This window comes from Rufibacter sp. JT3400010 (genome assembly GCF_054956755.1).
On record NZ_JBUDXA010000008.1, the window covers coordinates 90,897 to 112,578 of the forward strand.

General features: G+C 51.3%; 15 protein-coding genes. 10 read left to right on the forward strand and 5 right to left on the reverse strand.

Annotated elements, in window-relative coordinates; translation table 11 throughout:
• Positions 1–107: 107 nt before the first annotated feature.
• Entirely contained in the window at positions 108–1,337 is a 1,230-nt protein-coding gene (locus ACY0JR_RS10305; RefSeq protein ID WP_462633974.1) for a metallophosphoesterase, read from the reverse strand.
• A gap of 150 nt (positions 1,338–1,487) precedes the next feature.
• Here ACY0JR_RS10305 and radC point away from each other — a divergent pair, with 150 nt between their 5' ends.
• The 6 genes from radC to rny all read left to right on the forward strand — a co-directional run bounded on the left by radC (position 1,488) and on the right by rny (position 8,569).
• Entirely contained in the window at positions 1,488–2,192 is a 705-nt protein-coding gene (radC, locus tag ACY0JR_RS10310) for a RadC family protein (RefSeq protein WP_462633975.1), read from the forward strand.
• 346 nt (positions 2,193–2,538) lie between these two features.
• A complete protein-coding gene (locus tag ACY0JR_RS10315) occupies positions 2,539–3,144 on the forward strand; it encodes a DUF1684 domain-containing protein (RefSeq protein ID WP_462633977.1) in 606 nt (201 codons plus the stop codon).
• Positions 3,145–3,566: 422 nt separating this feature from the next.
• Entirely contained in the window at positions 3,567–5,981 is a 2,415-nt protein-coding gene (gene pheT, locus ACY0JR_RS10320; protein ID WP_462633978.1) for a phenylalanine--tRNA ligase subunit beta, read from the forward strand.
• A gap of 1 nt (position 5,982) precedes the next feature.
• On the forward strand, positions 5,983–6,279 hold the full coding sequence (locus ACY0JR_RS10325; protein WP_462633979.1) for a hypothetical protein: 297 nt from the start codon (positions 5,983–5,985) through the stop codon (positions 6,277–6,279).
• A gap of 175 nt (positions 6,280–6,454) precedes the next feature.
• On the forward strand, positions 6,455–6,745 hold the full coding sequence (locus tag ACY0JR_RS10330) for a cell division protein ZapA (RefSeq protein ID WP_462633980.1): 291 nt from the start codon (positions 6,455–6,457) through the stop codon (positions 6,743–6,745).
• A 231-nt stretch (positions 6,746–6,976) separates the two neighbouring features.
• Positions 6,977–8,569: a ribonuclease Y gene (gene rny, locus ACY0JR_RS10335; RefSeq protein ID WP_462633982.1), complete on the forward strand. Its 1,593-nt coding sequence runs from the start codon at positions 6,977–6,979 to the stop codon at positions 8,567–8,569.
• Positions 8,570–8,893: 324 nt separating this feature from the next.
• On the opposite strand, the gene ACY0JR_RS10340 is transcribed toward rny, so the two are convergent.
• Positions 8,894–9,370: a Dps family protein gene (locus tag ACY0JR_RS10340; RefSeq protein WP_462633983.1), complete on the reverse strand. Its 477-nt coding sequence runs from the start codon at positions 9,368–9,370 to the stop codon at positions 8,894–8,896.
• Between the two features lie 324 nt (positions 9,371–9,694).
• On the opposite strand from ACY0JR_RS10340, the gene ACY0JR_RS10345 reads away from it, so the two are divergent.
• Entirely contained in the window at positions 9,695–10,630 is a 936-nt protein-coding gene (locus ACY0JR_RS10345; protein WP_462633984.1) for a LysR substrate-binding domain-containing protein, read from the forward strand.
• Positions 10,631–10,721: 91 nt separating this feature from the next.
• On the opposite strand, the gene sucD is transcribed toward ACY0JR_RS10345, so the two are convergent.
• The gene (sucD, locus tag ACY0JR_RS10350) at positions 10,722–11,612 is read right to left on the reverse strand and encodes a succinate--CoA ligase subunit alpha (RefSeq protein ID WP_462633985.1); all 891 of its coding nucleotides are present in this window, start codon (positions 11,610–11,612) and stop codon (positions 10,722–10,724) included.
• Positions 11,613–11,837: 225 nt separating this feature from the next.
• On the opposite strand from sucD, the gene ACY0JR_RS10355 reads away from it, so the two are divergent.
• The 3 genes from ACY0JR_RS10355 (at position 11,838) to ACY0JR_RS10365 (ending at position 20,331) form a co-directional block, all read left to right on the forward strand.
• Entirely contained in the window at positions 11,838–17,687 is a 5,850-nt protein-coding gene (locus ACY0JR_RS10355; protein ID WP_462633986.1) for a carboxypeptidase-like regulatory domain-containing protein, read from the forward strand.
• A gap of 456 nt (positions 17,688–18,143) precedes the next feature.
• Positions 18,144–19,034, forward strand: coding sequence for a UV DNA damage repair endonuclease UvsE (uvsE, locus tag ACY0JR_RS10360; RefSeq protein WP_462633987.1), 891 nt, complete (start codon positions 18,144–18,146; stop codon positions 19,032–19,034).
• Between the two features lie 328 nt (positions 19,035–19,362).
• Positions 19,363–20,331, forward strand: coding sequence for a DUF6929 family protein (locus ACY0JR_RS10365; RefSeq protein WP_462633989.1), 969 nt, complete (start codon positions 19,363–19,365; stop codon positions 20,329–20,331).
• A 77-nt stretch (positions 20,332–20,408) separates the two neighbouring features.
• Here ACY0JR_RS10365 and ACY0JR_RS10370 read toward each other — a convergent pair whose 3' ends face one another.
• Together ACY0JR_RS10370 and ACY0JR_RS10375 are read right to left on the reverse strand one after the other, a co-directional pair.
• The gene (locus ACY0JR_RS10370; protein WP_462633990.1) at positions 20,409–20,825 is read right to left on the reverse strand and encodes a T9SS type A sorting domain-containing protein; all 417 of its coding nucleotides are present in this window, start codon (positions 20,823–20,825) and stop codon (positions 20,409–20,411) included.
• A gap of 95 nt (positions 20,826–20,920) precedes the next feature.
• A complete protein-coding gene (locus ACY0JR_RS10375) occupies positions 20,921–21,649 on the reverse strand; it encodes an SGNH/GDSL hydrolase family protein (RefSeq protein WP_462633991.1) in 729 nt (242 codons plus the stop codon).
• Positions 21,650–21,682 lie beyond the last annotated feature (33 nt).

Sequence of the window (21,682 nt, forward strand, 5' to 3'; positions counted from 1 at the left end):
CTCCTGCTTTATAGCTCTTTTCGCAAAAACGGCCATAAAGCAGGAATTGTACTCTGTTTGAAAATTTTCAGGAAAGAAATTTAATTCACCTGTTCTTGGACGGGCTTTTATCCGCGCTTGAATTCAAAGACGGTAATCTCCGGTAAAAAGCCTACGCGCCCGTGGTAGCCCAGAAATCCAAGGCCTACGTTCACATACAGCAACTGCCTGCCTTTTCTGTACAAGCCCGCCCATTGTTTGTAGACGTACTGCACCGGGCTCCATTTCCAGCCGGGAATGTTCACGCCAAACTGCATGCCGTGGGTGTGGCCAGAGAGCATCAGGTCAATGTCGGGGTATTTGAGGGTTACTTCGCCGTCCCAGTGCGAAGGATCATGCGAGAGCAGGATCTTGACCGGATATTGCTCGGTGCCCGCGTAGGCTTTGGACATGATCCCGTACTTGGGGAAGTTCATGCGATGGCCCCAGTTCTCTACGCCCAACAAGGCAATCTGCTGCCCGTTCCGCTCCAAGACGCGATGTTCGTTCAGGAGCAGGTCCCAACCGGCAGCGCGGTGGTGTTGCTTAAGCGTGTTCAGGTTCTGGCTTTTGGCCTCGCGGCTTTCCCAATCCACATAGTCGCCGTAGTCATGGTTGCCCAGAATGGAAAAAACGCCGTAGGGAGCTTTGATTTTTGCCAGTGTAGGAATGTACGGCTCAACCTCAGAGGCCACGTTGTTGACCAAATCGCCGGTAAATACCACCACATCGGCGGCCTGTTTGTTGATGAGTGCCACCGCTTTCTCCAGCGGCTCCCCTGAATGGAAACTGCCCGAGTGCATGTCCGTGATCTGCAACATCCGGAAACCGTCAAAGGCGGGCGGCAGGTTAGGCAGCTTGATGGTCACTTTCTTCACCTGGTAGTCATACGCGCCCTTCACCATGCCCCAGATCAGCGACGCAAACGGAAGCGCCCCCATCACCAGAGCCAACTGGCTCATAAACTTATGGCGGGACACATCAAACTTAGGTTGCTCCGGTCCGCGCACCGTATTGGAGATCCACTGCACCAACCGTACCAGGTCATCCAGAAACAGGAACAGCACCACCACTACTTTAGAGATGAACAGGATAAAGAGCACGTTGGCCACCTGCATGCGCACGGGATTGGGAGCCGAGCCCCGGGTCAGTAAGGCCAGCAGCAGCGTGCCCAGGGTAAAAAGGCTGACTGCCCAGTACAGAATGAAAACGGCTTTCCGGATACCGGGCGAAAACCCGGCTGCCACCGTACGCACCGCCTGAAAAACATAGATATCTATGACTAAAACGAGTATTAACGTGATGATCAGTCTGAACATATATTTTATAAAACTGAGTAATGGCCGCAAAGGTAGGTTGCCGCAACGGAGGGTGTACGGAAATTAAGAGAACGCCGGTGAACTATTTCTCTTCGTTTGTACTTGTAAATCAAAATTTAGCCTTATTCCTAGAAACCAACTTAAAAACGTATGTCTGTTGCCTACGCTGCCGCACCGCTCTCCATCAAATCCTGGGCCGAAGAAGACCGTCCGCGCGAAAAGCTGCTCTTAAAAGGTCGCGCCGCGCTCTCTGACGCCGAGTTGATTGGCATTCTGATTGGCTCTGGTACGCCCAAACTCAGCGCCGTTGACGTAGCCAAGCTGATTCTGAACGCCGTAGACAACGACCTGAACGCTTTGGCCCGCCTCACGGTAAAGGAACTGCAAAAACACAAAGGCATCGGCGAAGCCAAAGCCATTTCCATTGTGAGTGCCCTGGAACTAGGCCGAAGACGCAAAGAGGCGGCTCCTGCCGTAAAAACCCGTATCACTTGCTCCACTGATATTTACGAGTACATCCGTCCGCACCTGCTGGATTTGCCGCACGAGGAGTTCTGGATCATCCTGCTCAACCGCGCCAACACCATCATGAAGAAAATCCAGATCAGCAGCGGCGGTGTGGCTGGTACCGTGGCAGACCCCAAACTCATCTTCAAACACGCTCTGGAAAATCTGGCCAGCGCCATTATTCTGGTGCACAACCATCCTTCGGGTCAACTGAAACCCAGCGCCGCCGATATTTCCCTCACCAAAAAACTACAAGAAGCCGGCAAAGTCCTGGACCTGCCCATCCTGGACCACCTCATCTTCACCGATAACAGCTACTACAGCTTCGCGGATGAAGACCTGCTTTGATTGTTGATTGCTGATTGGTTTGTCTGTTTGGAGGGCTGCTGCTGAAAAGTTGCAGCCTTCTTTTTTAGAGTAGATTTCCAAAATGGGCCGAAAAGACCGTAGCGGCGTTACCCTGTAACGCCGTGGTCCCACGCAGCAACCCACGGCTCAAACCTAGTTGAACCAGTTTAGAATGAAAGGGTCGTTCCAGGGGAGGCGTTTTCGTTTCATAGAACCACGGCGTTACGGTGTAACGCAGCTACGTATTTCGTTTTGGCATGTTTTCAGAAAAAGAGGCCAAAAGCGGTTCCTTTCTCCATGTTATCAATTTCTTTCCGAACTTCGCGGCTTCCATCTGCTATTGTTCATGAAAGGATTCAAATACATTATCATTATTGGCGTCCTGCTTATTGTTGGGTATCTCATGAAGGACCTGTTTTTCAACGATGAAAGCTACAACCAGGCCGTCCTGAAATACCGCGAAAACAAGGATCTCACCTTCCGGAGCCTCACCCGCTCTCCCCTGCCAGATTCGCTGCGGCGCGCCTTCAACAAACTTAACTACTACGCTCCTTCCCGGGACTATGAGATTGCCGCTGATTTCACGTCTATAGAAAGTAAAGAACCCGTGGCCATGCCCATGACCACCGGCACGCAAGAACCGTACTTTGTGAAAGGGAAAGCCTCGTTTGAACTGGACGGGCAGCAACACACGCTCACCTTATTTCAAAAAGCAGGTTCCGTATCAGATACACTTTTCATCCCGTTCACCGACCAGACCAACGGCTTTGAAACCTACGGCGGCGGGCGTTATTTAGACGCCATCCCTAACGGGCAAACCATTGTGCTGGACTTCAACAAAGCTTACAACCCCTTCTGCGCCTACAACCCCGAGTTCGCCTGCCCCATGCCCCCTGCCGAGAACCGATTGAAGGTCAAGATTCCCGCCGGGGAACAAGCTTTTGCGAAGTAAACTTCGCGAGTTCTGAGTCTTGAGTCTTGAGTGAGTAAGAGAGTAAAGTAAAAGAAAGTGCTGGCGCGAGTCTCTGACTCGTGCCTCCGGTGCTGGGTAGTCTCTGACTACCCTCGCTGCAGCGCAGCGAAACGGGATTGCAGGTAATCTAAGTTGCTACTTCGTTTACCGCTTTTTGACCACCCCACCCTCCGGGCACCCCTCCTAAATTAGGAGGGGAGTTTCTGAGCGCCACCGCTATATCGCTTGTTCAAAAGACCTCGTAGCGTCTGGGAGACCTGCGAGCGTCTGCGCTGAAGCCGCCACAAAAAATCAATCCTTTACACCCATGTTTACCAGTTTTTGGTAATTTTGAAAATTGTAGCCGCAAAATGGCTTCGGGTGCGGCGTGGCTGCACCTGTCCTTACTTTGATTTAACACCATGCGCATATCACTTGATTGGCTGAAAACCTTAATCGCGATAGATAAACCTGCCCAGGAAGTGGGCCAACTCCTCACCGATGCCGGTTTGGAAGTGGAAGGCATTGAAACCGTAGACGTAGTGCCCGGCGGGTTGCAAGGCATGGTCATTGGCGAGGTACTCACCTGCGGCAAACACCCCGATGCCGATAAACTGAGCGTGACCACTGTTGACACCGGCGAAGGCGAACCCAAGCACATTGTGTGCGGTGCGGCCAACGTAGCGGCAGGCCAGAAAGTAGTGATTGCGACCGTAGGTGCTACCTTGTACCCTGCCGGTGGCGAACCGTTCCAAATCAAGAAGTCTAAAATTAGAGGTGCGGTTTCAGAAGGCATGATTTGCGCCGAGGACGAAATCGGCTTGGGCACTGACCATTCCGGCATCATGGTGCTAGACACCGATTTGCCCATCGGCACGCCGGCTGCCCAGTATTTCGGGTTGGCGTCTGATGAGGTGTTTGAAATTGGCTTAACGCCTAACCGCGCCGATGCTGCCTCTCACTTAGGGGTTGCCCGTGATTTGCAGGCTTTGCTCAAGACACCGTACCAATTGCCTGACCTTTCTGAGTTCAAAGTAGCCAATACCAACCTGCCTATCTCGGTGGAAGTGGAAAACACGGAGGCTTGTCCGCGCTACGCTGGTGTGAGCATCTCAGGCGTGACCGTACAGGATTCGCCTAAGTGGTTACAGCAAAGATTAAGAGCTATCGGCTTGTCGCCGATTAACAACGTGGTGGACGTGACCAATTACGTGCTGCACGAATTGGGCCAACCCATGCACGCGTTTGACGCCGCGAAAATCAAAGGCGGCAAAATCATTGTAAAGAACGCTTCTGAAGGAGCCAAGTTCACCACCCTGGACAGTATGGAACGCACGTTACGTACCGAAGACCTGACCATCAGTAATGCCGAGGAGCCGATGGTATTGGCGGGTGTATTCGGGGGTTTGCAGGCGGGCGTGACGGAGGCAACGCAGAACATCTTCCTGGAGAGCGCTTACTTCTCCCCGGCCGGTATCCGGAAAACCTCGCAGACGCACGGCATCAAAACTGATTCCTCGTTCCGGTATGAGCGCGGCACAGACCCTAACATGGTCATTACGGCTTTGAAACGGGCCGCTTTGCTTATTCAGGAAGTGGCAGGCGGGGAAATCTCTTCCGAAATTGTGGACGTGTACTCAACACCCGTGGAGCCTACCCAAATCAGGGTGAGTTACGCGCGGGTGCACCAGTTAATCGGGCAGCACATCGGCGAAGCCAGAATCAAAGAGATATTGACCGACTTGGGCATCGGGATAGATGAGGAAACCGCTGAGGACTTGCTCTTGTCCATTCCGCCGCACAAAGTAGATGTCACCCGGGAGGCCGATGTGGTGGAAGAAGTGTTGCGTATCTATGGGTACAATAACATCCAACTGAGCGAGAACCTAGCGGCCAGTTTCCTGGCTAAATTCCCGAATCCTGACCCCGAGGTGATTACCAAGCGTATTGCTGATTCTCTGGCAGCCAATGGGTTTCTGGAGACCATCACCAATTCATTGACTAACTCCAACTACTACAAAGACGCAGAAGGCAACACTCCGGCAGAATTGGTGCCTATTCTGAACTACAACTCAGAAGATTTGGATGCCATGCGTCTGACGCTGGTGTACTCAGGTCTGGAAGTGTTGCGCCACAACATCAACCGCCGTCAGCGCGACCTGAAGGTATTTGAGATTGGCAAGACGTACCGCAAAGACGGCGAGAAATACAAAGAGAACAACTACCTGGTTCTGTTCATGACGGGCAACCGCGCCGCTGAAAGCTGGCAACAGGCTACAGCCAAGGCTTCTTTCCATGATTTGGCCGGACAGCTACAGCAGGTATTGACCCTGTGCCGTCAGCCCAACTTCACTACCCAACCTACGCAGCACCCGTACCTGGCGGGCGGCGTTACTTACCAGAAAGGCGATGTGACGTTGGGGCACATCGGGCTGCTGAAGGAGAGCGTGTGCAAACAGGTAGACGTGAAAGAACAGGTATGGTACGCCGAGCTGAACTGGGACTATCTGCTGCGCAACTACAAAGAGAAACTGGTGTTTGAAGAACTCTCCAAATTCCCGGAAGTGCGCCGCGATTTGTCTTTGGTGGTGGAAAAATCCGTATCTTTTGACCAAATCAGGCAAGTGGCCCAACGGGTAGAGCGGAAATTGCTGCAGGATGTAAACGTGTTTGACGTGTACGAAGGCGATAAAATTGAGAGCGGCAAGAAAGCCATTGCCATCAGTTTCACGCTGCAGGACAAGAACCAGACCCTCACCGACAAAGTGATTGATTCTACCATGAGCCGCCTGATGCAACAGTTTGAGCACCAATTAGGAGCCGTAATCCGGAAGTAAGATGTCTGACCAATCCTATCTGCAACAGATACAGTCCATTGAGGGCAAAGTACACCAGCTGGTACAGCAGTACCAGGCGGGGCAAGAACGGCTTCAGGCAGCCCACCAGGAAATTGCGCGCCTCCAGCAAGTGATTCAGGACAAAGATGCTGAGATAAAAAATTTTCAGAATCAAGATAATATTAGTAAAATTGTACAAACCATAGCAGTAGACACCACCAATTCAACGGAGTTGAAGCTGAAAATAAACGAGTACTTGCGCGAAATTGACAAGTGCATCGCTTATTTAAGAGATTAGGAAACGGGTTGTCTGGTTGCGGTTGTTTGTTCTCCTTAATTTATAGCGTGCTTGCACGCGCATATACCAATTTAGAACCTGAGGCTTGTGATGCGGGATTTTTACACTTTTTATACAACGCACGGCAACCTGTCAACAAACAAACGCGCCACGACAGCACATAAAGCATTTGGGCATGAGTGAGTTATCTATACGAATCAAGATAGCCGACCGCGAATATCCAATGCGGGTAAACGAGGACGAGGAAGAAAGGCTACGGCAGGCCGGGAAATACCTGAACGAACGCATTAGATTGTTCAGAGAGCAGTTCGGGATTCATGATAAGCAGGATTTGCTGGCCATGATTGCCCTGGAAACCGCCGCCGACAAAATAAAAACGGAAGATACTTCCGTAGAAACCCAACTCACGTTGGAGCAGAAACTCTCTTCTTTGAACCAACTGCTCTCTTCTCTGCAGCTCGGATAATCAACCGTCCGCTCCGCATTTGAGCTTATTTTGGCTTTGCTTTTGTAGGCGAAATAGGCTAGGCAAAGGTTCTGCGGAAGCATTTTTAGAGGCTCGTAGTGGTACTACGGGACGAAAAAAAGGCAAACGCAGGTTCTTTGATTAGCCTGTTGCAGCACAAAAGGCGAAGGTAAAACAAGTTCTAAATTGGCTTGGTGTCATTGCTATACTTAAACCCTTTAAGTTATAGTCATGACTATTTATATCATTTTAGCAGCCGTAATAGGCGCCGGCATAGGCTTCTATGCGGGTCGCGTGCTGCTCCTGAAGCTCTTCAAAGAGCAGGAAGAACAAGCCACTGAGCGCGCCAAACTCATCATCCGCGAGGCGGAAGTAAAAGCCGAAACCCAGAAGAAAGACAAGATGCTGGAAGCCAAGGAGCATTTCCTTAAGCTGAAAGCCGAGCACGAGGAAGAGGCCAACCGCAAGAAGAACATTATTATTCAGAATGAGAACAAGGTAAAGCAGCGCGAGCAGTTCATTACCAAGCAGCAGGAAGACCTGAAGAAAAAAGAGCAGGAAACCGATGCCCTCAAAGAGAAACTGAACCAGCAGCTGGACGGCTTTAACAAGCGCAAAGAAGACCTGGAGGCCCAGTACCGCGACAAACAAGCCAAAGTAGAGCAAGATCACCACGAAATCCTGAGCCGCCTGGAGCGCATCGCTAACCTGAGCGCCGAGGAAGCCCGTGAGCAATTGGTTGAAAACCTGAAGAACGAAGCCTCTACCCGTGCCTCTTCCTACATCAAAGACATTGTGGCCGAGGCCAAACTCACCGCTACCAAAGAAGCCAAAAAGGTAGTGATTGAGACCATTCAGCGCACCGCCGCCGAGCACGCCATTGAGAACTGCGTCTCTATCTTCAACATTGAGTCTGACGATATCAAAGGCAAAATCATCGGCCGTGAAGGCCGGAACATCCGTGCCTTGGAAGCTGCCACGGGCGTGGAAATCATCGTGGATGATACCCCGGAAGCCATCATCATCTCTGGTTTTGACCCGGTAAGACGTGAGATTGCCCGTCTTTCCCTGCACCGCCTGGTAGCCGACGGACGGATTCACCCGGCCCGTATTGAGGAAGTGGTGTCTAAAACCAAGAAAAGCATTGAAGAGGAGATTGTGGAGATTGGCGAGCGTACCGCCATTGACCTCGGCATTCACGGTCTGCACCCAGAACTGATCAGAATGGTGGGCCGCATGCGCTTTAGGTCTTCGTACGGCCAGAACCTGCTGCAACACTCCCGCGAGGTAGCCAACCTTTGCGCCACCATGGCCGCTGAACTTGGCCTGAATGTGAAACACGCCAAACGCGCTGGTCTATTACACGATATTGGAAAAGTAACTACTGAAGAACCAGAATTGCCGCACGCCATTATTGGTATGCAACTGGCCCAACAATACAAAGAACACCCAGACGTGTGCAACGCCATTGGCGCCCACCACGACGAGATTGAAATGACGGCTATGATTTCGCCTATCATTCAGTCCTGTGATGCCATCTCCGGCTCGCGCCCAGGTGCCCGCCGCGAGATCATGGAGTCGTACATCAAACGTCTGAAAGAACTGGAAGAAACGGCCCACTCGTTTGACGGCGTGAACCAGTGCTACGCCATCCAGGCCGGCCGCGAACTCCGCGTGATGGTAGACGCCGACAATGTCACTGATGAACGCGCCCAGCAGCTTTCTTTTGACATCTCCCAAAAGATTGAGAAAGAGATGCAGTATCCTGGCCAGATCAAAATCACGGTCATCCGGGAGATGCGTTCCGTGTCTTACGCCAAATAGTTATTAGTTTATAGTTATTAGTTGTTAGCTTCTCCTTTTGGAGCTGATTTCTGAAAATAGATAAAAAAGCGCCTTCTGCTGAAAAGTGGAAGGTGCTTTTGTTTGTAGGGGCAATCCCTTGTGGTTGCCCTTTCCATTCCCTATGCTACTTTCCAGAGAATGTACGGACAGGTCGCGACCTGTCCAACGGTATTGTGAAGGGCAACCACAAGGGATTGGCCTTACATCCATCCTAATAAAAAAACCGCACCCGTAAAGAAAATACGGGTGCGGTTTTTAAGTTGATTTTAGGAAAACAGGCCGAAAGCGGCCTCCTATCTCATCTTAAGAGGCTTGGAAAGCATTCAGCATCCAGAGGTTTTTCTCCAGGGTATTCAGGTTGTCGCTGATGAGCCCTTGCGTTCCTTCGTCGTCATGTTCGGCCGCCAAGGCCAGGACTTCACGCTCCAGTTGGATGATCTGCCCGATGTTCTCTACGGTGGCACCTACGGTTTCTACATCAGAAGACAGGTTTTTTCTTTCCTGCACTCTAGAGGTAGCCAGAAAATCTGAGAAGCTGTGCATAGGTGTGTGGCGCAGGGTTAAGATGCGCTCCGCAATTTCATCAATGGTTTCAAAGGCAGCGGTGTACAATTCTTCAAATTTCGCGTGCAGTGCGAAGAAGTTCCCGCCTTTGATATTCCAATGGAAGGCCCGCAAATTCTGGTAATACACGTGGTAATTGGCCAATAACTCATTCAGTTTAATGGCTAACTCTTTGGTGTCTTTGCGTTCCAGTCCAAGTTCATTATGTGATTCCATAGTCTTTGTAATCTTTTTAAAATGTAACGTCTGCCTTCCCTTACGGGAAAATGGGGGCAAATGGTTAAATCGATTACCTCAATAATAGTCTTATAATTATCATCACAATCTATTACCTTCGCACAAAGTACCCACAACCTGGTTTTAAGCCTTCTTTTGTGAAAGCAGGTCAAGAACAGCGAGCATCTTTATTGGCAATTTAGACTTCGCTCCTGCCTGAGAACAGCAAACCTGAACAAGGTATAAGGAGCAGTTTCCCAAAACAAGCTTAGAACGAATCTTAATTTTCTTAATCATTCATCCTCTCAATCACTCATTCCGAAAATGACCCTTACCCAACTGGAATACCTGCTGTCTGTAGATACGTACCGCCATTTCGCCACCGCCGCCGAAAAATGTTTCGTGACGCAGCCTACGTTGAGCATGCAGATTCAGAAACTGGAAGAAGAACTGGGAGTGCTGGTATTTGACCGGAGCCGCGTGCCTGTTAAACCTACAGAGTTGGGGAAAGAGATTATTGCGCAAGCCAGAGTGGCCGTAGCCGAGTTCAGGAAGATTGAGGAACTGGTGAAAGTGCAGCGCGACGGCATTACCGGCGAACTCAGAATAGGCATTATTCCCACGCTAGCCCCCTACTTGGTGCCGCTGTTTATCACCTCGTTTATCCAGAAATATCCGCAGGTGCACGTGACCATTCAGGAACTGGTCACCAACCAGATCGTGGAGAACCTGCGGCTCGAATTGCTGGATGTAGGCTTGTTGGTAACGCCGCTGCACGACAAAACCATGGTGGAGGTGCCGCTTTTCTACGAGGCCTTTGTGGGTTACCTGCATCCCTCCCACCCGCTGTCCCAGCAGGAGACCATTACCGCCGAGTCCATTGACCCCGCTGATCTGTGGTTGCTCAACGACGGCCACTGCTTTCGGAGCCAGGTATTACAGCTCTGCAACCGAGCCAAGGGCATCCGAAACGTACACCTGGACTACGAAAGCGGCTCCCTGGAAACCCTCAAACGCATTGTGGAAACCCAGAGCGGCATGACATTGCTGCCAGAGTTGTCTGTGCTGGATTTACCCGAAGAAAAGAAAGCCATGATCCGCCCCTTCGCCGAACCACAACCGTTGCGGGAAGTCAGTTTAGTTGTACACCGAAGCTTCCTAAAGAAACGCCTGATTGAAACCCTTCGCGACGAGATTGTCACCCACGTACCAGCCGGCTTGCAAGAGCGGAACCCCGTGCGGGTGGTCAAAATCAAGTAATACGCTTTGACGGTGTTTTCCGGAAATCAGCTTTGAAAACAAAAGGCGGCTCTTTGCAGAGCCGCCTTTTCCATATCTCAAAAGAAGAAGCTTACGCGTTGGTCGCTTCGCCTTGTAATACTCTTACCATAGTCTCACCAATTTCAGCGGGAGAGTCTACTACGTGGATGCCGTTTTCACGCATGATGCGCATTTTAGCAGCAGCAGTATCATCGGCACCGCCGATGATGGCACCAGCGTGACCCATTCTACGACCAGCCGGAGCAGTCTGTCCTGCGATGAAACCAACCACTGGCTTTTTGTTGCCGGTTGCCCGGATGTATTCAGCAGCAACGGCCTCGTAGTTACCGCCAATCTCACCAATCATCACAATAGCATCCGTCTCTGGGTCTTCCATCAACAGTTGTACAGCGTTTTTAGTAGGCGTTCCAATGATTGGGTCACCACCAATTCCGATAGCGGTAGAGATACCCAAGCCAGCTTTCACAATCTGGTCGGCGGCCTCATAGGTCAAGGTACCAGATTTAGACACGATACCAATTCTACCAGGCTTGAACACGAAACCTGGCATAATACCAACTTTCGCTTCGCCTGGCGTAATCACGCCTGGGCAGTTTGGCCCAATTAAGGTAACCGGCTTGTTTTTGATGTAGTTTTTAGCGGCAACCATGTCTTTCACCGGAATTCCTTCGGTGATGGCTACAATCACTTCAATACCGGCATCGGCGGCTTCCATGATGGCATCAGCGGCAAACGCTGGTGGCACGAAAATGATAGACACGTTAGCACCGGCTTTCTGTACGGCCTCGGCCACGGTATTGAACACCGGACGGTCTAAGTGGGTAGAACCACCTTTGCCCGGCGTTACGCCACCTACTACGTTGGTGCCATACTCAATCATTTGCTGTGCGTGGAAAGAACCCTCTGAGCCGGTGAAGCCCTGCACAATCACTTTGGAATCTTTATTTACTAAAACACTCATGTGTAGTGGATTATGTGAAAGATGTACGCTCTCGTTTAAACTGTACGCAAAAATAGGCTTTTTTGCCGCCCATACAAACTAAGAATTCCCAATAAGCCCTTCGGGTCAGATAATCCGTTTAGGGGCTGGTTTTCCAGAAAAGAGCCCTACATCAAAGGCAAGCGCTTCCCTCGGCATGCCGAATAATACCGCACATTCACTATATTAAGACAAAAAAGCGTCTCCATGCACCTGCCCTCCTGTCTTCGTCTGTGTTTCCTTTGCATGTTCGCTTGTTGTCTGCTGCCCTGCTTTCAGGCCAATGGGCAAATAGACTTAGCGCGCAGCCGCACTACCAGTTACTACACCTACCTCTACAAAATCACCGATGCCGAGGCCAAGCAGTTGTATGAGCAAGGAATAGACGCCGCTAAGAAGAGCTTCTTCCACACCAAGGTAGATTCATTTCCTACCGGATTGAGCTACCCCAAGCAACTACCGCAAGGGCATTATCTGTACACGTATGTTTCTGGGCCAGATTTAGAATACACGCTGGAAAGCCAAACCAACGTACAGGTGCAGTTGCTGAAAAACCACGTAGATTTTGCGGCAGTGCTGCATGATACTTTGGGCAACCCCATTACCACCGCCCAGCTGCAACTAGGCAGAAAGAAAGTGCCCTATGATGCTACTTCCGGAAGTTATCGCCTGCCTAACAGCAAGAAAAGCGGGTTACTTTCGGTGACGCACGAAGGCCACACGTTCTATGTACCGGTAGAGCAGAGAGACAAAAAATGGAAAGCCCCGCTGTGGAAGAAGGTACTACTGGGTCGGCCGGTGTATTATCTTTGGAGTCCGTTCCGGGATATTGGGTATAGTATCATCCATGGGTACCGCAGAGGCTTTGTCCAGCAGTTCTTCAACTTATTTGATGGCTCCTGGCTTGACAACTTTGATACAACTCCCAAAGGATATCTGGTCCTGAACAAACCGATGTACCGGCCCGACGACACGGTGCAGTACAAGGCTTTTCTGGTGAAACCCAACGGAAAGCCGTACCGCAAACCTTTGAAAGCGGAGATTACCGGCAACAGCAAAACCAAGAAAGTTGGGAACCTGAAGCCCTACCGCCCGGGTGCCTACGAAGGTTCCTTTGTGCTCCATGATTCCCTCCAACTCAGGCTAGACACCTACGTGAACCTAAATCTGGTGCGGGAAAAGAAATGGGACGATGACCAAATCATCAGGACTCAGTTCAAGTATGAAGATTATGAACTGAAGGAGAACACGTACACCCTCAGGTTAGAGAAACCAGAGCACTTTGCCGGTGACACCAACTCCGTGGTTATGCGCGGCGCCGATGCCAACGGCTTAACCTTAACCGACGCCCGGGTAGAAATCACCGTACTTACCCGGCAGATCAGGCAAATTAAAAACCCGGTGCAGTTTATTCCAGACACGTTGTGGGTACATAAGCAACCTCTGGAGAGTTCCGGCGAAACCACCATCCAGCTTCCGGCCTCCATTTTTCCAAAGGCCAACGTAGACTATCAGGTACAAGCAGTTTTCCTGAACTCCAGCAACGAGCGGAGCACCAAGAGCGCCAGAGGCACCTATTCTTTTGAAGATGGTCACCTTACCCTTAGCTTATTAAAGGACAGCCTGCAGGCCAGCTACCTGGAAGGCGAAAAGTCCCTCCCCAAAGAAGCTACCCTGATTTTAACTGATGCTAAAGGAGAGAAATTGCAGACGCAAAAAGTGCAATTGCCTGCTTTACTGCCTTTACAACCCCATACCCAAGAGTACAAAATTGTGGTTGACAAGTTAGAAAGCACCCTAGACCTGCAGGATGAGCCCGCCAACCTGCAATTCTTTTCTGAGCGCACCGCCGATTCCCTTTTCCTGAGCATCCAAAATCCCAGACGCTTGCCTTTCTGGTACTTCGTCTACAAGAACAACCGCTTAATTGACCGAGGCCAGGATACGACTTCTTTTTGGCAATACAACCGCAAAGCCGCCAATCAGGAGCCGTACTATGCATCGGTGCAGTACGTGTGGGGTGGCCTGGTGCGCAGCGAGGAGTACAATGCCCCTTTCCAGAAGAACGAACTGGACATTACGGTGCAAGCGCCCGCCACGGTGTACCCCGGGCAAAAAACTACATTGACGCTCCAGGTAAAGAATGCCAAAGGCAAACCCGCCGCCAACGTAGACCTCACCGCATACGCCCTTACGTCTAAGTTTAAGGCATCTTCCCTGCCTCAGCTTCCCAGATTCAGTAAGTACCAAAGCAGAAAAGACCGACGCACTTTCGCCTTGAAAGATAGTCCGGGCCAAGGTTCTCACCTGTTGCAGTGGGACTACTGGCGGAAAAGCATGGGCTTAGACAGCTTGGCGTATTATGATTTATTGTACCCGGAAAAAGGGGTTTATTACAACTACACGCCCAACCCAGATAGCCTCACCCAGTTCGCGCCTTTTGTGGTAGACTCCGGGAGAGTGGTGCCTGTGCACGTGATTTTCATAAATCAGGTGCCGGTGTATTTCTCTGGTACCGATGTGGTGCCTCCGTATTCTTTCCCAGCCGACACCGGATACCATTCCCTGAAACTTCGCACGGCCAAGCATTTCATAGAACTAGATAGCGTGTACCTGAAGCACGGGCAGAAACTCATCCTGAGCATCGACCAAAACAAGATGACTTCTTTGCTGAAGCACGCCGAAGAAGGACAGTTGGCAAAAGCAGAGCAAGGTGCCCTCGCAAAGTACCTGGTACCCGTGGAACAGAATTTCCATACTGGCCTTACTTATCTCAAACAAGGGAAAACCATTCAGTATCTGCCCAACAGCTCTGCCAACAGAACCTTTCACCGCGGAAATGAATGGGATAAAATCCTTTTAACCGGACCTTTCCGGCCCAGTCTGGTGCAGTTTCAATCATTGGGAAACTTTGAAACCAGCTTTACCCCGGAGGCCAACTACACCCATCATTTTGAGCCCGGTTTGCTGAAAATGCGCGAAAAACAGACGTTTCCAGGCAAGGTGTCCCTTTACCCTAAGGGCAACACCTACCATCTAGCCTCCAGCTCCCTGGCAGAAACAGCTTATACAGAAGAAAGGCTGCGCCAGCAATGGGCAGAGAGTCAGTACGCCTACTGGTTGGCGAAGATATTGAACCGCCCAGAGTACCGCACCGAAGTTGGCCAAGGGCGCTTGCACTGGCAACTGGATTCCACGTTTAAGGAAAACCCCAGATTTCTCTTTTTATACGAGCCCAACGCCGCCAATGAACAAGTAGCCATGTACCGCGGCACTACAAATCAACTGAACCAACTAACTCCTAAGAAATATAAACTGGTGCTGGTGTTTGCAGACCATCGGCAGATCAGCACTTTGGTTACTGTTCAACCAAACGGAGAACTGCGCCTGCGCTTCAGCAAAGCTCAGGTGAAAGCCCCAACCCCGGAGACCAAAGCCTTGGAAGCGTATCTACAGAACAGCGTGGAGGCCGCCAAACGCCGGGCTACCACTACCGTCCCGCTTTCTGCTACACCTCCGCCTGATCCGGTTTCAACGGTTATTTACAGCGGCTCCTCCAGGTACTTCGGGGAAGTACAGGGCCAAGTGTTTGATGCGGCTACCGGAGAAACCATGCCCGGAGCAACTATTCAGGTAAAAGGAACTACTACGGCTACGGCCACCGATGTGGAGGGCAGATTTACCATTGACGCCCCAACTAACGGTGTACTGGTGGTCTCCTTCATTGGGTATGTGACGCAGGAAGTACCTGTTAGGGGTAGCCGCCGCATTGAAATCAAGCTAATGGGTGATTATAAAGCATTGGATGAAGTGGTGGTAATTGGCTATGGTGTCCAGAGCAAGCGTGAAGTTACTGGCTCAGTTTCAACGGTACTACAGGGTCAAGTGGCCGGGGTCAGAATCAGAGGTATTTCTTCCATCCAAGGCAATACCCAACCGCTCATCATTGTAGACGGGCTACCGTTCAGCGGTAACTTAGGAGATATTGGCGCCAACACAATCGCCTCCTCTACCACCTTGAAAGGCTCGGAGGCCACGGCCATTTACGGAGCTGCCGCTGCCAACGGCGTCATCATCATTACTACCAAAAAAGGCAAAGCCGAGGCCGAGCAGCCGCTTTTGGCCGGAGCTGAGGCAGATGCCACCGCCTCCATCCGCAGCTACTTCTCTGATTACGCTTTCTGGCAACCACGCCTGGCCACCGACAAACAAGGCAAAGTCGCGTTCCCGGTCACCTTTCCCGGCGATGTGACCAGTTGGAATGCCCATGTATTGGCCATGGATGGAAACAAACGGAGCGGTAGCGCCAGCACCGAGATCCGGTCCTTCAAAGCCATGATGGCCACGCTCAACGGACCTCGATTTTTAATTGAAGGCGATAAAACCCAGATCATCGGCAAGGCCGTGAATTACTTGCCAGATACTGCCTCGGTACAAACCAGGTTTGAGTTCAACGGTCAGACGCTTCGGCAGCAGAATATGAAATTGGCCCGCGTGTTCACAGATACTGTCATGATTCAGGTTCCAGCCGTGGCCCCTGACTCCATGGAACTACTGTACTCTTTGCGGCAGGGCAGCGGTTTTTCAGACGGCGAGCGGCGGCACATTGGGGTGTACAAGAAAGGGGTGCTGGAGCGCCAGGGCGTTTTCCTGTCTCTGCCTATTGACTCCACGTTCACGCTCACGTTTGATCCGGCCAAAGGCCCGGTGCACTTCTATGCTCAAAGCAATTTGCTGCAAGTCATGCTGGACGAAATCAAATACCTGCACCGTTATGAGTACTGGTGCAATGAGCAGGCCGCTTCTAAGCTGAAAGGCTTGCTGTGGGAGAAGCGCATTCAAACGGCGCTGGGCAAAGAGTTTGAACATGATAAAATGGTGCGCCGCCTGATCAGGCACCTGGAGAAAACCCAGAAACAAGACGGCACCTGGAGCTGGTGGGAAAACGGCCCCGCCTACCTCTGGATCAGCCACCACGTCACCGAAGCCTTGGTCATGGCCCAGCAGGAAGGTTTTACCACTAGTTTCAAGAAACAGCCGCTTATTGACTACCTGACCTACCATGTAGAAAGGAAAGACGCGCAGGATAAGATAAGAGCCGTAGAGATTTTGCAGCAACTGGACGGCAAAGTAGATTTCCCGGCGTACATAACCCAATTGGAAAAACAGCCGCACCTTATCTTAGAAGACCAGTTCCGCCTGACCCGTTTACGGCAAAAACTTCAGTTAAAGGCTCCGCTGGATACGCTCAATTATTACCGCCATACCACCACTCTGGGCGGTATGTACTGGGGCATAGAGAAAAGTAGCTTGTTTGACAGCCACATCTCCAACACCCTGCTGGCCTACGAAATTCTGAAAGCGGCGGGCGGGCACGAGCGCGATCTACTTAAGATACAGGCTTTCCTGCTGAACGAGCGGCGTACTGGCCATTGGCGCAACACCTATGAATCAGCTAGAATTCTGGAAACCTTGTTGCCTGATCTGATGCGGGAAAAAGGCCAGGTACCCGAGAACCAATTGACGTTATCAGGGGCGCTGAACACCACGCTGCGCCAGTTTCCGGCAGACACTACCTTCACGCCTACCCAACCGCTCACGCTGAGCAAAAAAGGAGCCTTGCCGCTGTACCTTACCGCTTACCAAAACGAATGGATTGCAAACCCCGAGCGGGTAGAGAAAGACTTTACCGTCCGTACCCGGTTTGTAGGAACCGGCTCCACCCAAGCCACGCTGGAAGCCGGTAAACCCGTAGAGATGGAAGTAGACGTGTACGTAAAGGCCAACGCATCTTACGTGATGATTGAAGTACCCATTCCGGCTGGTTGCTCTTATGACACCAAATCCAGTTGGGGCCAAAACGAGGCGCACCGTGAGTACTTCCGCCATAAAGTGAGCATTTTCTCCAATTACCTCACCAAAGGCCATTACACCTTCACCATCAAACTGCTGCCGCGCTACAAAGGCACTTACACCTTAAATCCTGCCAAAGCCGAGCTAATGTATTTCCCCACGTTCTTCGGGCGGGAAGGCGTGAAAGAAGTGAAAGTGAAATAGAAGAGTTCTATCTAAGTTCTGAGTCTTGAGTTCTGAGTCCTGAGTTGGATAGATTCGCTGGCGCGAGCGTCCCGCTCGTGTCCGCACGCATTCCAAAGGATATTCGATCCATAATACCCCTGTCATCTTGGAAAGATCTTGTGGGCGAACTAGAAAGGCCTTAGAGAAACGCTACTACTGTTTGCGCATAAGATCCTTTCAGGATGACAAAAAAAGATCAGGAATACGTGCGGACACGAGCGGGACGCTCGCGCCAGCGGCAACTCCATTTTATAGAAAAACGGTTAGGTCCTCTTTTTGGAAAAACAGCCTTAGATCAGCTTGTTCCAAACACGTTGCGGGAGAATGTTGCGTCTGTTGGGCCGAACTTCTGAAAACACTCCCGCCCTCCCTTCGTTTACTTATCCATAAACATGTGCATCGGGCACCGGTTTATAGTACCAAAACCCCCATAACATGAAGATTGGATACCCTTGCGTGAATGAAACGTTGGACTGCACCTCGGCGACCACGTTCCGGTTGGCGTCTTATAATGAGGAACGGCTGGTGCAGACCGTGGAGAAAAACCTGGGGTGCCTGCGTCGCATTCTGGAGTACAACCTGGAGCACGGCTTCCTGTTCTTCAGGATGAGTTCTGAGTTGGTGCCCTTCGCCTCGCATGAAATCAATACCTACAACTGGCAGCAGCATTTCCAGATGACGTTCCGGCGCCTGGGCGATTTCGTCAAGAAACATAACATGCGCATCTCCATGCACCCAGACCAGTTTGTGGTGCTCAACTCGCCAGATGAACGCATTGTGCGCAACAGCATCGCGGAGCTGGTGTACCAGGCCACGGTCATGGATTTGATGGGCCTGGACTCTACGGCTAAACTCCAGATTCATGCCGGTGGCGTGTACGGCGACAAACCCAGTGCCCTCAAGCGCTTTATCCAGACGTACCACACCTTGCCCCAGAACGTGAAGGCACGGCTGGTGGTGGAGAACGATGACCGGTTGTACAGTCTCAGAGATTGCTTGGAACTGAACGCCGAGACCGGTATTCCTATCCTGTTTGACAATTTCCACCACGAGTGCCTGAACCACGGCGAGCCCATGGAAGAGGCGCTGCAACTGGCCGCCGGTACGTGGCATCCAGAAAAAGACGGCGTGCTCATGATGGACTACAGTTCCCAAAGCCCCGGCGACCGCAAAGGCAAGCACATCACCAGCATTGAAACCGATTTGTTTCGGGAGTTTCTCACCCATTTAAACGGATTAGACGTAGACATCATGTTGGAAATCAAGGACAAGGAAGCCAGTTGCCTGCGTGCGCGTCAGGTGCTGGAAGAGTTGGCATTGGTGTAGTGCCGTTTTAACCTCCGTTTACAAAAATCAGGTCCAAAACGTAATCTAACGTTTATAGAAACTACCTCCGCCAGCCAACCTTGGTTTTAGAACGCTGACTTAGAGCATGTTTAAATTTTGGATTCGTAAGCTCAACTGGCAAAAGCGAGGTTCTGCGGAAGTGGTTTTTAGAGCCTCATAGCAGCGCTACGAAGGTGATAAAAGCGCGAACGCAGGTTCTTGCTATGGTCGTTTGCAGCACGAAAGACAAAGTTTAAACACGCTCATAGATTATACATCCCCCATGAAAATTCTAGTACGGCTCTTACCTTATTGCACCTGCCTTGTTATGTCTCTTTTCGCCGCCGGTTGCCAGTCAGACACAGAGTCTTCCGCTAAACCTACCGCCATCATCCGGCAGAAAATAGTGCTGGAGGGAATTCCTTCGGCCTCAGGCATTGAACGGGTGGGCGACCGTTATTACGTGATCGGGGATGATTCGCCTTACCTGTTCACTTTGGACAAGAACTTCAAGCTAGTTAAAAAAATACCCTTGTTTGAAACGAATGCTGCGGTAGACGGACGTATCCCTAAACCGGTGAAACCCGACCTGGAAGCCATCACCCAACTCACCCTGAAGGGAGGTCAGCCGTACCTGTTCATTATTGGTTCCGGGGCCACCGAACCCCGCAACACCGGGTTTCTGGTTCCGGTAACCCGAACCGGTCTGAACAGTCCTATCGTCATCAACCTGAAACCACTGTATGACCACCTGCGCGCAGATAAATCGGTGACCGGGCAGGCGGCCCTGAACATTGAAGGCCTGGCGGCCGATGAAGAATACCTGTACCTGCTACAGCGGTTCGCGCCGGGCGGACAAAACGTGCTCATCACCTACACCATGGATTCCATTACACCTTTCTTGCAGGGAAAAGGTCCGGCCCCCAAACCATCTGGGATTCAGGCCTGGGCTCTGCCAGATCTGGAGCAGATTAAAACCGGTTTCTCAGGCATGACCACCGCCTTAGGAGGCCGCATGCTCTTTACGGCCTCGGCCGAGGAAACCCCCAATGCCGTGCTGGACGGCGAAATCTACGGCAGTATGGTAGGCTTGCTACAGGCGCATCCGCATAAAACCACCCAACCCGCCAAACCCCAGGTTGTGGTACCCATCACGGAGAAGGACGGCAGCCTCTATAAAAGCAAAATTGAGTCTATCTGCATCTCGGGCCAGGACCGCAGCGACCTTACCGCCGTCTGCGTAGCCGACAATGACAACGGCCAGTCTGAACTGGTGGTCGTGAAATTCAGATGGTAACAGAAAAACAGCTTATAAACAGAAAGGCCTGCGCTGATTCCCTTAGCGCAGGCCTTTCTGTTTAGTTCAAACTATCTCTATTTACGCCGCACGCGCATCTTTTTCCAGTACACGGTATTAGACGTTTTTACTTCTACCAGATAGGTACCAGTTCCTAATTTCCCAATGTTGATGGGCGCCGCCAGCGTGTGGTCTCCGGCCGGAATTGGTTGGGTGTACAGCACTTTTCCGGCGTAATTGGTGAGTTCCAGCACACCCGGTTCGGGCATGTCTTGCTGAAAGGAGAGCAGAAACACTTCGCCTTTTTTGTCCTGCGGGAAAAGGTCAATGCCAGACAAGGTTTCGCGGCGAACAGGAGCATCCTTGCCGGGAGTCGCCATGGCCAGCGTCGTATCTTTGCTTACATCTGCTGCTTTGCGCTGCGCTTGCACCTGCGTACCAGCTATTGTGAAGATCCCTGCCACTAACAGGGCACCAACTGCGTTAAATTTCATTTCCATACGGGATATCATACGTTACATTAGAACGGCCCATGCCGCGAAATCCGTATTACATATACCGTTCCAAAAGTGAGGTTGCTCAGTAAATTTTAATCCAGCAACTTCTTCTTGGCCTCCGGCAAAACCCGTTGCGCCCATTGCCGGTGCATGAGGCCACTGTAGTGCAACCCGTCTGAAGCCACTAGTTGCGGAGATTCTTTCACTGTTAAAGACAAATCATACACGTCAATCACCGTAATACCGGCGGCCAGCGCCTCTGCTTTGATCACCTCATTGAATCTTTTAATCTGGGTACTGACAGTAACCTGGTCCCGGCTCGCGCCGAAGGGGGTGGCTCCCCAATCTGGAATAGTAAGCACGATTACATTCTTCGCATCGTTACGGGCTATGATGGTACTGAGGGTCAGTAGTTCCTTGAACTGCATCCGGAATTCCTCCAGGCTGCGGCCCTGGTACTGGTTGTTCACCCCAATCATGAGCGACACCAAGCTGTAGCCCCCATCAAACTTCTGAGATTTTACTTGTTGCAGCAGATCGGCGGTAGTCCACCCGGTCTGGGCAATGATGCGGGGCTCCCCTACCGTAATTCCTTCGGGCACCAGCATAGAAGCCAGGTGCACCGGCCAACGCTCCGTAGCCGGAACGCCTTGCCCAATGGTATACGAATCGCCTAGGGCCAAGTAAGACGCATTGGCTGTGGGTGAGGTGGGAACTTTAGGCGTGGGCATGTCCTCTGGTTCTTCCGTTTCTGCAGAGGAACACGCCCCCAGAATCAGGATACCCGCAAAAAAGAAAACCCCTCTGGACAGAAAACGCATGTTGGTAGATTCAAGTAGAAAGCAGATTGTCCT

Bases quoted from the DNA above. Each gene is read 5' to 3' on its own strand.
- uvsE (WP_462633987.1), top strand. From the start codon at position 18,144: ATGAAGATTGGATACCCTTGCGTGAATGAAACGTTGGACTGCACCTCG.
- rny (WP_462633982.1), top strand. From the start codon at position 6,977: ATGACTATTTATATCATTTTAGCAGCCGTAATAGGCGCCGGCATAGGC.
- ACY0JR_RS10355 (WP_462633986.1), top strand. From the start codon at position 11,838: ATGCACCTGCCCTCCTGTCTTCGTCTGTGTTTCCTTTGCATGTTCGCT.
- radC (WP_462633975.1), top strand. From the start codon at position 1,488: ATGTCTGTTGCCTACGCTGCCGCACCGCTCTCCATCAAATCCTGGGCC.
- ACY0JR_RS10330 (WP_462633980.1), top strand. From the start codon at position 6,455: ATGAGTGAGTTATCTATACGAATCAAGATAGCCGACCGCGAATATCCA.
- pheT (WP_462633978.1), top strand. From the start codon at position 3,567: ATGCGCATATCACTTGATTGGCTGAAAACCTTAATCGCGATAGATAAA.
- ACY0JR_RS10365 (WP_462633989.1), top strand. From the start codon at position 19,363: ATGTCTCTTTTCGCCGCCGGTTGCCAGTCAGACACAGAGTCTTCCGCT.
- sucD (WP_462633985.1), bottom strand. From the start codon at position 11,612: ATGAGTGTTTTAGTAAATAAAGATTCCAAAGTGATTGTGCAGGGCTTC.
- ACY0JR_RS10325 (WP_462633979.1), top strand. From the start codon at position 5,983: ATGTCTGACCAATCCTATCTGCAACAGATACAGTCCATTGAGGGCAAA.
- ACY0JR_RS10345 (WP_462633984.1), top strand. From the start codon at position 9,695: ATGACCCTTACCCAACTGGAATACCTGCTGTCTGTAGATACGTACCGC.
- ACY0JR_RS10340 (WP_462633983.1), bottom strand. From the start codon at position 9,370: ATGGAATCACATAATGAACTTGGACTGGAACGCAAAGACACCAAAGAG.
- ACY0JR_RS10305 (WP_462633974.1), bottom strand. From the start codon at position 1,337: ATGTTCAGACTGATCATCACGTTAATACTCGTTTTAGTCATAGATATC.
- ACY0JR_RS10375 (WP_462633991.1), bottom strand. From the start codon at position 21,649: ATGCGTTTTCTGTCCAGAGGGGTTTTCTTTTTTGCGGGTATCCTGATT.
- ACY0JR_RS10315 (WP_462633977.1), top strand. From the start codon at position 2,539: ATGAAAGGATTCAAATACATTATCATTATTGGCGTCCTGCTTATTGTT.
- ACY0JR_RS10370 (WP_462633990.1), bottom strand. From the start codon at position 20,825: ATGAAATTTAACGCAGTTGGTGCCCTGTTAGTGGCAGGGATCTTCACA.